Annotated in this window: 10 protein-coding genes; 8 read left to right on the top strand and 2 right to left on the bottom strand. The window is 45.9% G+C overall.

Annotated features, from left to right (window positions below; translation table 11 throughout):
- Positions 1–5 precede the first annotated feature (5 nt).
- The 4 genes from BC343_RS01850 to BC343_RS01865 all read left to right on the top strand — a co-directional run bounded on the left by BC343_RS01850 (position 6) and on the right by BC343_RS01865 (position 3,973).
- Entirely contained in the window at positions 6–1,199 is a 1,194-nt protein-coding gene (locus BC343_RS01850) for a molybdopterin molybdotransferase MoeA (RefSeq protein WP_078346011.1), read from the top strand.
- A gap of 93 nt (positions 1,200–1,292) precedes the next feature.
- Positions 1,293–1,781: a cyclic pyranopterin monophosphate synthase MoaC gene (moaC, locus tag BC343_RS01855; RefSeq protein ID WP_078346012.1), complete on the top strand. Its 489-nt coding sequence runs from the start codon at positions 1,293–1,295 to the stop codon at positions 1,779–1,781.
- 13 nt (positions 1,782–1,794) lie between these two features.
- Positions 1,795–2,943, top strand: a complete 1,149-nt coding sequence (locus BC343_RS01860; protein ID WP_078346013.1) for an NTP transferase domain-containing protein — start codon at positions 1,795–1,797, stop codon at positions 2,941–2,943.
- Entirely contained in the window at positions 2,933–3,973 is a 1,041-nt protein-coding gene (locus BC343_RS01865; RefSeq protein WP_078346014.1) for a HesA/MoeB/ThiF family protein, read from the top strand. The genes BC343_RS01860 and BC343_RS01865 overlap by 11 nt, the downstream gene beginning before the upstream one ends.
- A gap of 39 nt (positions 3,974–4,012) precedes the next feature.
- On the opposite strand, the gene BC343_RS01870 is transcribed toward BC343_RS01865, so the two are convergent.
- Positions 4,013–5,374: a sensor histidine kinase gene (locus BC343_RS01870; RefSeq protein ID WP_078346015.1), complete on the bottom strand. Its 1,362-nt coding sequence runs from the start codon at positions 5,372–5,374 to the stop codon at positions 4,013–4,015.
- On the bottom strand, positions 5,364–6,722 hold the full coding sequence (locus BC343_RS01875) for a sigma-54-dependent transcriptional regulator (protein WP_078346016.1): 1,359 nt from the start codon (positions 6,720–6,722) through the stop codon (positions 5,364–5,366). The genes BC343_RS01870 and BC343_RS01875 overlap by 11 nt, the downstream gene beginning before the upstream one ends.
- 313 nt (positions 6,723–7,035) lie before the next feature.
- Between BC343_RS01875 and BC343_RS01880 the strand changes: the two genes are divergently transcribed.
- The 4 genes from BC343_RS01880 (at position 7,036) to BC343_RS01895 (ending at position 14,175) form a co-directional block, all read left to right on the top strand.
- Positions 7,036–8,298: an efflux RND transporter periplasmic adaptor subunit gene (locus BC343_RS01880; RefSeq protein WP_078346477.1), complete on the top strand. Its 1,263-nt coding sequence runs from the start codon at positions 7,036–7,038 to the stop codon at positions 8,296–8,298.
- 132 nt (positions 8,299–8,430) lie between these two features.
- Positions 8,431–9,108, top strand: a complete 678-nt coding sequence (locus tag BC343_RS01885; protein ID WP_078346017.1) for an ABC transporter ATP-binding protein — start codon at positions 8,431–8,433, stop codon at positions 9,106–9,108.
- A 223-nt stretch (positions 9,109–9,331) separates the two neighbouring features.
- A complete protein-coding gene (locus BC343_RS01890) occupies positions 9,332–11,689 on the top strand; it encodes an ABC transporter permease (RefSeq protein WP_078346018.1) in 2,358 nt (785 codons plus the stop codon).
- Positions 11,690–11,799: 110 nt separating this feature from the next.
- Positions 11,800–14,175 carry an ABC transporter permease gene (locus BC343_RS01895; RefSeq protein WP_078346019.1) on the top strand — a complete coding sequence of 792 codons (2,376 nt, stop codon included), beginning with the start codon at positions 11,800–11,802 and terminating at the stop codon, positions 14,173–14,175.
- The last annotated feature ends 123 nt before the right edge of the window (positions 14,176–14,298 follow it).

Here is a 14,298-nt window from a genome sequence, read left to right on the forward strand (position 1 = left end):
CAAACATGGTAACCGTAGCACAAGCCGAAAAAATAGTAATGGCCCAGCTAAAAAGCTACGGGCACGAATTGGTTCCGTTTCAAAATGCGCTTAACCGCGTACTTTCCGAAGATATAGTAACCGACCGCGACCTGCCGCCGTTTAACCGTGCTACTATGGATGGTATCGCTGTTTCGCATAAGGCGATAGCGGACGGAATCTTCACATTCCATATCAAAGCTACCCAAACCGCCGGCGATGAGCCCGTTGGTGTAGACGATGCTGATATTTGCATCGAGATAATGACCGGAGCTGCCCTGCATCCATCGGTAGATACCGTTATACCTTACGAAGCGTTGGAGATACGCAATAAGCTGGCGGCTATAACGGCAGATGGTACCAGGAAGGGGCAGAATATCCATTACAAGGGGGCGGACAAACGCCAAGGCGACATAGTTGCCGCGGCAGGCCAAACGGTAACGCCGGCTATTATGGGTTTGGCAGCATCGGTAGGAAAAGCTGAGTTGTTGGTTCAAAAACTTCCCCGTGTTGTGGTGATATCATCAGGCGATGAACTGGTTGATGTGGTAGATACGCCTGAGCCATACCAAATCAGACGCTCGAATAATTACACGGTGAAAGCGGCGCTGGCGAACCATGGCATAAAGGCAGATATGCTGCATATACCCGATGAAGCAGCAATAACGGAAATACAGATAGGCCAATGCCTGCAAAATTATGATGTTATACTGCTCAGTGGAGGCATCAGTATGGGCAAGTTCGACTATATACCAAAGGCGCTGGAGGCTTTGGGGGTAGAGAAGCTGTTCCATAAAGTTTTGCAGCGCCCCGGCAAGCCGTTTTGGTTCGGCAGGCATGCCGAAGGGCCGCTGGTGTTCGCATTTCCCGGTAACCCGGTGGCTACGTTTATGTGCCTGCATAGGTACTTTTTACTATGGCTGGATGCTGCACTTGGCTTGCCCGCTAAAAAGCCGGTATATGCCGCTTTAGGTACTGATTTTAAATTTCAGCCCGCGCTGCAATACTTTTTACAGGTAACTTTGAACTTTGATGAGCAGGGGCGGCAAATTGCAACGCCAATAGAAGGCAACGGCTCGGGCGATTTTGCTAACTTAGCCGATACCGAAGCTTTTATAGAATTACCCATGGAACGGTCGGATTTTAAAAAAGGAGAGGTGTTCAGAGTTTGGAAGTTCTAACAACACATCCTGAGAATCATTTAATCAGGAAAATCACGGTTCAGAAAATTAATCGGTGAAATCAATCCAATCGGTGTAATCGGTGAAAACACAATGGAATCCAATCAAAATAAATTAACTCATATAGACGGTAACGGCAAAGCCACCATGGTAGATGTATCTGCCAAGCAGCCAACACACCGTACGGCTACTGCCCAAAGTATTGTGGTATTACCGCATGAGGTGCTTGCCTATTTGGTAGATGGCGAACTGCAAACCAAAAAAGGCGCGGTGTTTCAAACAGCTATTATTGCCGGTATTATGGCCGCCAAAAAAACAGGGGAACTGATACCGCTTTGCCACCCCATAGGTATGGATAACTGCCAGGTAAATATCGGACTAAATGAAAATAATGAAGTATTGGTAGAATGCACAGCCAGCATAACCGCCAAAACCGGCGTAGAAATGGAGGCACTGGTTGGTGCCTCTATGGCGGCATTAACCGTGTACGATATGTGCAAGGCCATGAGCCACGATATAGTAATTAAAGAGACAAAACTGATCTCGAAAACAGGAGGGAAGCGTGACTTCAAACGAGCATAAAAAACATACCCATATGGTGCGGCCAATTGCGGGCAAATTCGGGCGTAACGAATGGGCTATTGTAGGCGGAACCTGTACTGCCATTAAATTACTTGCCGACAAAGTTATTGCCGCCCTGGCCATTGAATATAACTGTGCCTATGCCGATACCTCGCACAATGATGATATGATGAAGCCACCGGGCAGGCTTACATCCGGCGCGGCACTTGAGTATACCGACCAGATAAACTTTAGCCAGTTAAACTATAAAGCGCCCCTAACGCTATTTAAACAACGCGAGCTTTTTGCACAGGCAGATATAGTGTTAGTAAATGGCAACCATCAGCAAGCACAAGCCCAGGTGGTAATTGTGGATATCAATAAACGTTCTTCGTTAGAGCGCCGTGTGGGGCAACTCACCAATGTGCGGATGATCTTACTGGCCGATAATGTTACCGAACCTTTCGATTTTCTGAAAAAGGCCGTACCCAACTGGCATAGCCTGCCCATTTTTAGGTTGAACGATGGCTTGCCTCATATCATCAATTTCTTCAGGCACGAGTTACTGCAAAATGAGCCACAACTAAACGGATTGGTGCTTGCGGGTGGCAAAAGTACCCGTATGGGCATTGATAAGGGCACGGTAAATTGGCGTGGTAAAGAGCAACGCTATTACATGGCCGACCTGCTGAAAGAGTTCTGTAAAGATGTTTTCATTTCTTGCCGGGATGTTGCACAGCAGGAAGAGATAGACCCGCAGTACAATACCCTAACGGATACTTTTACCGGGCTCGGCCCTTATGGCGGTATACTGTCTGCTTTCCGCCAAAACCCTAACGCTGCATGGCTGGTAATTGCCTGCGACCTGCCCTTGGTTGACGAACAATTGCTGCATCACCTTACCGATCACCGCAGTGTAAAACACGTGGCCACGGCCTATCATAGCAAAGCAACGGATTTTCCGGAACCATTGATAACTATTTGGGAACCAAAAGCTTATCCTGTTATACTTCAATTTTTATCGCAAGGTTATTCTTGTCCGCGCAAGGTGCTCATTAATTCGGATATCAGCTTACTGCAAGTGCCCAACGCCGAATCATTGAGTAACGTGAATACACCCGAAGAGATGGATAGGGTGAAGCGTATCATCCACCATAAATTGGCACAAAGCGATGCATCCTGACCTGCAACGATACGCCTGCCAGGTGGCGCTCCCCGGTTTTGGTGAAGCGGCCCAGAAACAGTTGAAAGATGCTCGTGTGCTCATCATTGGTGCAGGCGGCTTAGGCTGCCCGGCGGCACAATACCTTGCAGCGAGCGGCGTAGGCGTATTGGGCATTGCCGACTATGACACCGTATCGCTCAGTAATCTGCACCGCCAAATATTATACGACCCGGACGACGTCGGTAAAATGAAGGCGCTGATAGCTTCCGAGCGTTTGCTGCGTCAAAACCCCGAGATAGAATTAATACCTCATGTAGATAAAATTACTTCGGATAACGTAGTGCAAGTTATTGAGGATTATGACATTATAATTGACGGTACCGATAACTTTGAAACCCGTTATTTAGTTAATGATGCCTGCGTATTGGCAGGTAAGCCACTGGTTTACGGTGCTATTTACCAATACGAGGGGCAGGCGGCGGTTTTTAACTTGCCCAATGCCGATGGTAGCCGTGGCCCCAACTACCGCGACCTGTATCCCCAAGTTGACGCCACGCAAATACCCAATTGCTCGGTAGGTGGGGTAATACCTACGCTGGCGGGTATTATTGGTACTATAATGGCCAACGAGGTCATCAAGTACATTACTCAGACCGGCGAACTACTCAGCGGTAAGGTATTGGTGTTTGATGCTCAAAGCCTGCAAAGCCGCGTCATCAGGATTGGTAATACATCTAAAACCAATATTACCACCCTGCAGCCCACGTTCGAAACTTCCACAATTACTCAAACAGAGCTGCAACAATTATTAGAAAATAACGATGTGCAACTTATAGATGTACGCACCATACAAGAGCGTGACTTGCACGACATTGGCGGCGAGCACATCCCGTTAGATGAACTGGAGGAAAACATAGGAACATTAGATGCCGATAAAACCGTAGTGTTTTATTGCGCCACGGGCAAACGCAGCGGCGAAGCAGTTAAGCTGGCAAAAAAGCTTATGCCTGAAGTCAAAGCGTTTTCATTAGCAGGTGGTATCGGGTAGCTTACCCTGCATATTTTCTTTTAATAAAAACCTCTCTGTTTAAGAACCTACGGGGCTAAACGTTAAAATAAATGCCGAACCTTTTCCTTCTGCCGATTGTACCTGGATGTTTCCCTTATGCAACAGCATGATCTGTTTACACAAACTCAAACCAATACCGCTGCCGGTTTTGCGGGTACTGAAGAAGGGGATAAATATCTTATCAAGCAATTCGTGCGGCATACCAACGCCGTTATCCATCACTTTTACGATGATCTTACTGCTTTGTACTTCGGCGGCGAGGGTTATTGTTGGTTCGGGACGGTCTTTTACGGCCTCTATGGCGTTTACCAGCAGGTTTATCATCACCTGATCGAGCAGGTTGATGTCAGCCTCTATGGCCAGTGCGGGATCGCGCAGGATGATGTCCAGTTCGATGTTCTTTTTCTCCAATGTAGGGCGCATCAGGCTGGCCAGATTCTCGAACATGTTGCGCACCAGTATTTTGTTCAGATCCAGGTGCGTAATTTTGTTGAGGCTGCGGTAACTTTCAGTAAACTTCAGCAGGCCTTCGCTCCGGCGTTTAATGGTATCAATACCCAGCTCAATATCCTCGAGGTCCGATGGGTCCAAGCCTTCGGTTATCTCCGGGCTTTGCAGGCGGTTCTTTAAGGTATCGGCTAATGAAGATATCGGCGCAACGGAGTTCATGATCTCGTGCGTCATTACATTCAACAGTTTCGACCATGCTTTCGATTCCGTTTCGTCCAGCGCCTCGCTCACGTTTTGGAAGGCCACCAATTTGTACAGCTTTTCGTCGCTGCGCATCAAACTTGCCGATACCAGCATTTTTACCTGCTGCTGGTTACGGGTTACGCTGAACACCTGCGCATCGCCGGGTTTTAGTTTGATGATGTTAGCGTATAGTTCCGGTTCGCGTTTCTCCAGCGAGTGGATGGTTTTCAGGTAGGGGACACCTATCAAATTTTTAAAAGCCTCGTTTATCCAGCCCGTTTCACCGGTTTCCTGTTCGTAGCTCATCAGGCCGGTATCAACCAATTCCAATATCTTTTGCAGGTAGTGGTATTGCGTTTCACGCTCGCGGCTAATGAGTTTAAAGGTGGAGTTGATCTCGTTAAAACCCTTACGCAGTGGCTTTAGTTCATTCGGTGCGCGGCGTACATCAAAGTGACGGCTAAAATCGCGGTAGTGAATAGATTCTACAAACTGGTTCACCTCATCCTGCGCCTTACGCTGAAAACGTATCAGATCCAATACCGAATAAACCACCATAGGTATGGTAATAACCCCGTAGATGTAGGCAGTACGACCGGCAACCACCACCATTGATGTAGCCGTAATAGCAATGAACAAGAAAACTATGCGCAGCAACAGCCGCCATTCGTAACGGTTAAATGTCATACTTGCTCAGTCTGCGGTAAAGGGCGGTGCGGGTTAGGCCAAGTTCCTTGGCGGCGCGGGTAATGTTGCCGTTATGTTTTTCTATTACACGCAAAATGGCGTTCTTTTCCATCGCGCTCAATGGGATGTTGCTATCGTCTTCGCTAACGGTTTCGCCGGGTGTTTCAAGTATCGAGAACAACAGGTCATCGGCAGTCAGGGTAGCATCGTCGGCCATAATAACCGCGCGTTCTATGGTATACTGCAACTCGCGCACGTTACCCGGGAAGTGGTACGATTTCAGTTTGTTGAGGGCAGTATTATCAAAATCTACCGTTGGTTTCAGGTATTTAGTAGCATACATTTTTGCAAAATGGCGAGCCAGCAATACAATGTCCTCTGCGCGGCGGCGTAGGGGCGGCATGTTTATTTCAACGGTGTTTATACGGTAAATTAAGTCCTTACGAAATTTGTTCTCATTTGCCAATTCGGATAGCGGTACGTTGGTAGCGCATATCAGGCGGATGTTCACGTCAACAGGCTTGTTGGTACCTAAACGCGTTACCTGCCTGTTTTGCAATATGGTAAGCAGTTTAGCTTGCTGTTGTAGGCTAATGTTGCCTATCTCATCCAAAAACAAGGTGCCTCCCTCGGCTTCTTCAAAGCGGCCCATACGGTCTTCCCGGGCATCGGTAAAGGCACCCTTTTTATGACCGAACAGTTCGCTCTCGAAGAGGCTATCGGTAAGTGCGCCTACGTCTACCTTAACAAAAGGCTTATTGGCACGCAGCGAACGCTCATGAATGGCCTTCGCCATCAGGTCTTTACCGGTACCGTTTTCACCCAATATCAAAATATTGGCATCGGTAGGGGCTATTTTATTCACCTTATGGAAGATATCCTCCATTACTTCCGAATCGCCGAGGATAGATGTACCCGTACCGCTTTTAGCAGCGGGTTTGCTGCTCTTGGTGCCACCATCTTTTTTATCCAGCAGGTCTTTTATGGTTTCTATCAACTTTTCGTTATGCCATGGCTTCACTACAAAATCGTTAGCGCCTTCTTTCAACGAACGCACGGCGAGGTCGATATGGCCATAGGCAGTTATCATGATCACGCAAACATTAGGCTTCCATTCTTTTATTTTGCGCAGCCAGTATATACCCTCGTTACCGGTGTTTATTGCGCTGTTAAAGTTCATGTCCAACAGTACCAAGTCAACCTGGTGCTTCTGCAACAGCCAGTTCAGGTTCTCGGGGTTCTTTTCGGTAATAATTTCCTGAGTTTCTGTTTTAAGCAATAACTTAACGGCCGTAAGTACATCCGGGTCGTCGTCAACAATTAAAACGGTCGCTTTTTTCAGTATCATATTGTGGTTTGGTAGTTCAATGGTTCATTAGTTCATTGGTACAAGTGTACGCAGAAAACAACCATGCAATTTAGTATTTGCACGCTAAATATCATACCATTAATATAGTAAAAGGTATAGTATTGATAATCAGTTATGAACCATAAACTATCATTTGCGTACACCAAAAAGCTATTGTATCAATACCGAACACATGCTGTAACAATAGCGTACGGTGTTTTTTAGTTAAATAGCTTTAATGTGCTGTAAAACAGTGTTTTAATTTATGGCATGTGTTTTTGTATCTATCAACCAAATATTAAGAAATACACAAGTGGACAGAGTTATACAAAAAAAGACGTGGGGTACCAAAAGGTTGTTAACCATAAGCGGTATTACAGCAGCAGTTTTATTTGGCGGTTGGATGATCATCAGCACCGCATCGAGCAAAAGCAAACTAAACGTAGATACCGAACGCATAACCATTAGCGAGATAAAAAAGGGTCCGTTCCAGGAGTTTATCCCGGTTAATGGTGTGGTAATGCCATATACTACTATTTACCTGGATGCTGTAGAAGGCGGCCGTGTTGAAGAGAAATATGAGGAAGACGGTGCCAACCTAAAAAAAGGCGACCCGATCATCAAACTCGCCAATACAGATCTTGAGCTGAACCTTGCTAACCAGGAAACTGCGGTGTACGCAGCGCAAACGCAAATGCAGATATCGCACAACAGCGCTCAGCAAAACACCATTACTAAGCTAAACCAAATGGCCGAAGTTGATAATGCTTACAAAGAGGCAGAGCGTGTTTACATACTTGATAAGAAACTGTTAGACCAAAAAGCTATAGGCTTGCAGGAATTTAAAGCAGCGGAAAATGCATACAACTACCAGGTAAGGCGCAAAAAGCTTACTACCCAAATATTAAAACAGGATACCGCGCTAATTCGGCAGGAAGACCTTCAGGCACGTGAGCAATACGCACACATGAAAAGCACCCTGGAACTAATGCGCAAAAAAGTGGCCGACCTAACTGTACGTGCACCTATAGATGGGCAATTAACATCGATGGATGCCGAAGTCGGCCAGAACAAAAACAAAGGCGAACACCTCGGCCAAATAGATGCGCAAAGCGGCTTTAAAGTACGTGTAGATATTGAGGAGCACTATTTATCGCGCATATTTACAGGTTTGATGGGAGATTTCTCCTTCGCAGGCAAGACCTATAAACTGGTTATTAAAAAGGTGTTTACTTCGATAGAGAAAACAGGCCGTTTCCAGGTAGATATGCAGTTTGTTGGCGAAGTGCCAAAAGGCATACGTAAAGGCCAAACTTTACAAATACGCCTGGCCCTTAGCGACGAAACAACCGCAACGCTTGTACCTAAAGGTGGTTTTTACCAGCAAACCGGCGGTAACTGGATATTTAAAGTAGCCGACGATGGCAAAACGGCTTACAAAGTTGATATACAAATTGGCCGCCAAAACCCTGATTACTATGAAGTATTGCAAGGCCTGAAACCGGGCGACAAAGTAGTAACATCGAGCTACGAGAACTATACCGATATACAGGAACTGGTGCTGAAGAAACCTTAAGCCCCACCCGGCCTCTCCTGAAGGGGAGGAGAAAAAATAAAAGAAGAAATAACTAATTTAAAATATAACGAATCACAATTAAATCAAAACAGCCCTTCCGCTTTAACCGGCGGGAGGGTTTAAGGAGGCACAATGATAAAGATTACAAACCTTGAGAAATTTTACCGCACAGAAGAGGTAGAAACTATTGCATTGAACAAATTATCTATGGAGGTGAACACCGGCGAATTTGTGGCTATTATGGGCCCATCGGGTTGCGGTAAATCAACCTTGCTGAACATTTTGGGTATGCTTGACGACCCGGATGCAGGCAGCTATGTGTTCAACGGCACCGAGATTGCGCATTTTAACGAGCGCAAACGCGCCGACCTGCGTAAACACAACATTGGCTTTGTATTCCAGAGCTTTAACCTGATAGATGAGCTTACCGTTTTCGAAAACGTGGAGCTGCCATTAATATACACCGGCGTAAGCAGTGCCGACCGTGTAAAACGTGTAGAGGAAGTGCTTGATAAAATGCAAATTATGCACCGCCGTAACCACTACCCGCAACAACTATCGGGTGGCCAGCAACAACGTGTGGCCATTGCCCGCGCGGTTGTTAACAAACCAAAATTAATTTTAGCGGATGAGCCTACCGGTAACCTGGACAGCAGCAACGGTAACGAAGTAATGGAACTGCTTACCGACCTGAACGAACAGGGTACTACCATCATCATGGTGACGCACTCGGAGCACGATGCCCGTTACAGCCACCGCATTATCCGCCTGCTGGATGGCCAAACCGTAATGGAAAACATTATGGTATAAGCCACTGAGCTATAGCCTTCTTTTGATCAGTTTATAAGTTTAAGTGTGCCTCCGGCATCACCCACCGCCAGTGCGAAATGGCGGTGGGGATGCTTGAGTATTGACTAAATTTTTGGTGTGTGGTGAGCAGTGAATGGTGAGTAGTTTGAAAAAATAATCGGTGGAATCGGTGCTAAAAATCGGTGAAATTACAAAAAATCTATCGGTGTAATCCTAAATTATCATGTTTAAAAATTATCTAAAAGTAACCTGGCGTAACCTGTTAAAAAACAAGGGTTTTACTGCTATAAATATTGCGGGGTTAGCGGTTGGTATGGCCAGCGCTGCCCTTATTTTGTTTTGGGTGCAAAACGAGGTAAGCTACGATCAGTTTCATGAGAAAAAGGACCGCCTGTACCAAATGTACAACCGCTCGGTATTCGACGGTAAACTATGGTGCTGGGGTACCACGCCTAAGGTTATGCGCAGCAGCCTGAAGCAAGATTACCCGCAGGTAGAGCAAGTGGCCCGTACCACTAATGCCAACTTTTTGTTCACCATAGGCGATAAACACCTCACATTGGCCGGTAACCATACCGACCCGGACTTTTTAACCATGTTCAGTTTTCCGCTGGTGAAAGGCAATGCCAAAACCGCGTTGAACGATATGAAGAACATTGTGCTTACCGAAAAAACGGCCAAGAAGCTTTTCGGTGACCAGGACCCAATGGGTAAAACCATTAAGATAGACAGTACCGATTACTTTACGGTTACTGCCGTAATGAAGGACCTGCCAAATAACACCCGTTTCGATTTTGAGTATTTAATGCCCTGGTCGTATTTAGAGAAGACCGACAATTATGTAGATAAAAATTGGGGCAATAATTCGGTACAAACCTGGGCCTTACTAAAACCCGGTGTTACCGAAGCAGCCGTGAATAGGCAGGTGAAAAACATCACCCGCTCGCATTCCGACATTAAAGACATTGATGTATTTATGCATCCCGCCACCAAATGGCACCTCTATTCAAAATTCGAGAATGGTAAAATTGTAGGCGGTAAAATAGAAGCCGTGCGATTATTTAGCATTATTGCCGGTTTCATTCTGCTGATAGCCTGCATCAACTTCATGAACCTGAGCACCGCCCGCAGCGAGAAACGCGCCAAAGAGGTTGGCATACGCAAGGTAGTTGGCGCATCAAAAACCAGCCTCATCAGCCAGTTTTTGGGCGAAAGCATTATGATATCTCTCATAGCGGGTGTGCTCGCGCTGGTTATCGTACAGGTATCTTTACCCGGCTTTAACAACCTTACCGATAAGAAGTTATTCATCCCATGGGAAAGCACCACTTTTTGGCTGCTGTGCCTATCGTTCATCATATTTACCGGTGTTCTGTCGGGCAGTTACCCTGCTTTATACCTGTCAGCCTTTAGGCCGGTTAAAGTGCTTAAGGGGACTTTTAAGGCAGCAAATGCTGCTATATCTCCACGCAAGGTGCTGGTGGTTACGCAGTTCACTTTCGCCATCGTGCTTATTATATCAACCATTATTGTGCGCGAGCAACTGGAGTACGCCCAAAACCGCGATACCGGTTATAAAAAGAACAACCTGGTGTACACCTTTATGTCGGGTAATATCGGCAAGAATTACGCGCTTATCCGTAACGAGCTGCTTACAAGCGGCGCAGCTACAGCCGTAAGCAAAACCAGCGCGCCCATGACGGAAGGCTGGAGCGATACCTGGGGCTTTAGCTGGGAGGGAAAAAACGAGAACGAAAAACTCGATTTTAACGTCTACAACACCGATGGCTCTTTCACCAAAACCATGGGGTTGAAAGTTATAGAAGGCCGTGATATTGATGCCGATAAATACCCTTCGGATTCGTTGGCCATATTGCTTAATGAGGCTTCGGTGAAAGTAATGGGCTTTAAACAACCTATTGGCCAGATAGTAAAGAACGGCGATACCAAACTTACCGTGGTAGGGGTGGTGAAAGATTTTATTTTGCAATCGCCCTACGAGCCTGTTAGGCCAATGGTGATACAGGGGCCAAAATCGTGGTTCAATGTTATCCATTACAAACTGAACGAGAAAAACACTACCGCCGCCAACCTTAAATTGGCAGAAGCTGTGTTCAAAAAATTCAATTCGGAATACCCATTCGATTACCACTTTGTTGACGACGAATACGCCAAGAAATTTAAAGACGAGCAGCGCACCGGTACCTTAGCCAGCCTGTTCGCCGGCTTAACCATTTTTATATCCTGCCTGGGTTTATTCGGCCTGGCTACGTACATGGCGCAAAACCGCATCAAAGAAATTGGCGTACGCAAGGTATTAGGTGCCAGCGTAATGGGCGTAACCTCTATGCTATCCAAAGACTTTTTAAAACTGGTAGGCTTTGCATTTTTAATAGCCACGCCGCTGGCCTGGTACTTTATGCACAGCTGGCTGCAGGGCTATACCTACCGCGTACCAATAAGCATTTGGGTGTTTGTTAGTGCAGCATTAGTAACAACCATCATATCCATCGTCACTGTTAGTTTCCAGGCCGTAAAAGCAGCACTGACTAATCCGGTGAAGAGCCTTCGTTCGGAATGATGTGCAGATTTCAGATGTGCAGATGAAAAATAGATATCAAAATTGATTGGTGAAATCAGAGTAAAATCGGTGGAATCACAAAAAATAAAATCGGTGTAATCCTAAATATCATGATAAAAAATTATATCAAAATAGCCTGGCGTAACTTGTATAAAAGCAAGATGTTTTCGCTGATACACGTGTTTGGCCTTACTATAGGCATTACGGTATGTATGATGATATTCGTTTACATCATGAACGAGTTCAGCATGGATAATTTCCATAAAAAGGGTAAGCAGATCTACCGCGTAATGCGCGCGTTCCCTGATATGAAAGAGGGCATTCCATACCTTTCCGGCCCATACGCGCTGGCCTTGCTGAACGATTTCCCCGGCGATATCAAACGCGCCGTACGCGTGCAGGGCAGCCAGGGGCTTATTTCATTTGGCGATCAGTCTTTTGTAGAAAAAAAATTATATAACGCTGATGCCGATTTCTTTAACCTGTTTTCCTTTAAGCTTTTAAAAGGCGATGCATCGCAGGTGTTAAAGGATCCATCGAACATCGTACTAAGCGAAACTACCGCCAAAAAATACTTCGGTAGTATTGATAAAGCCATGGGCCAAACGCTTACGCTGAATAAGCAAAAGCAAATGAAGGTTACAGGTATTTCGCGGGACGTACCCGCTAATTCGCATTTAAATTTTGATGTAGTGGTACCTATATCCAACTACACTAAGGAGGATTACTTTAATGTGTGGATAAACAATGCCATGTACACCTATGTGCAGCTGGATGAGCATAGCAACGCAGCCCAACTGGAAAAGAAATTCCCGCAGTTTGTTAAAAAATACATGGGCGAGGATATGGCCAAGTTCGGCTTTAAATTCACGCTTACGCTTACACCGCTGAAGGATATCTACTTCGAACCATCATCTGCTTTTGATGGCGTTAAGCACGGCGATAAAACGGTGGTTTATATATTCATTTCCATTGCGGCGCTCATCCTGCTTATTGCCTGCATCAACTTTACCAACCTATCAACCATACGCGCGGTAGAACGCTCTAAAGAAGTGGGCTTGCGTAAAGTGCTGGGTGCTTTGAAGAATCATTTGGTTTTGCAGTTCATAGGTGAGAGTATGCTGCTCACCATTATTTCCTGCGCATTATCAGTTGGGATATTGATGGCCGCCATGCCCTGGTACCGCGAATTGCTGGGTTACCATGTATCTGTAAGCTGGAATTCTGCGCCTATTTACCTGTTTTTGATTGGTGTGATATTGGTTATCGGCTTTTTGGCTGGTAGCTATCCTGCATTTTTCTTGTCGGCATTTTCGCCTATACAGGCGCTTAAGGGTAAGCTTCGTTTGGGGAAGAGTGGTGCGTTTTTCAGGCAGTCGCTGGTGGTGGTGCAGTTTAGTATAACGGTGTTGCTTATCATCGGTACCATTGTAATTATGAAGCAAATGAGCTTTGTAAAAGGCAAGGAGCTGGGCTACGATAAAGAGCAGGTGGTAATTGTGCCGATAGATAACGACGACATCTACAACCATATGGGTGTTTTCAAAAAGGAACTGGAGAATAAAGCTGGTGTAGCATCAGTATCGTTGATGTCGGGCGAACCGGGTGGATATTACGACAGGCATTTGTTCGACGTTGAGGGGCAGCACGATAGATTTCCGTCGCGTACCGAGTTTGCTGATTTTGAATTTGTTAAAACCCTTGGCTTGAAGATAGTTGCCGGCCGCGATTTTTCGCCCCAATTTGTAAGCGATAGCGCCGAGGCGGTACTGATCAACGAAACCGCCGCCAAAAAACTTGGCTTTACAGCGCAGCAAGCCATCGGCAAACAAATAAAAAACACTGTACGCGATGATAAGCCCCGCCGCGTGGTTGGCGTAGTTAAGGATTATAATTTCCTGTCGTTGAAAGAGAACCTGGACGCGCTCATCATATCACCCGCCATGGACAGGAGGGTAGCTGTTATCAAGCTAAAAGCAGGCGACCTGAAAAACTCCTTGGCTACCATAAAAGATGTTTACAGCGAAGTAGCGCCGGTTTACCCCTTCAACTATAGCTTCCTCGACCAGAAATTTGATACTACTTACAAAACGGATATCCGCCAGCAAACCATGCTGGCCATATTCTCGGGCCTGGCCATCTTTATTGCCTGCCTGGGGCTGTTCGGTTTAGCATCATTTACGGCGGTGAAACGTACCAAAGAGATTGGCGTTCGCAAGGTGTTAGGTTCATCGGTACCGAATATCCTGTTGCTGCTATCGGGCGATTTGTTGAAGCCAGTGGCCGTTGCTACGGCAATAGCCATCCCCTTAGGATATTATTTTATGAATGCCTGGTTGCAAAACTTTGCCTATAAAACGCCATTGCAATGGTGGGTATTTGCCGCAGCTGCGTTAATCACTTTTGGGATAGCATTGCTAACCATAAGTGTAAAATCGCTAAATGCCGCACTGGCGAATCCGGTGAGGAGTTTGAGGAGTGAATAGTCCATAGTCCATAGTCGATAGAAAAAAGTAACTATCGTCTATAAACAATCGACCATAGATTAAAAATAATCGGTGGAATCAGAGAAAATCTGTGAAATCCCGCAAAAATCGGTGTAATCAAAA

Source organism: Mucilaginibacter pedocola (assembly GCF_002013915.1).
GTDB lineage: Bacteria > Bacteroidota > Bacteroidia > Sphingobacteriales > Sphingobacteriaceae > Mucilaginibacter > Mucilaginibacter pedocola.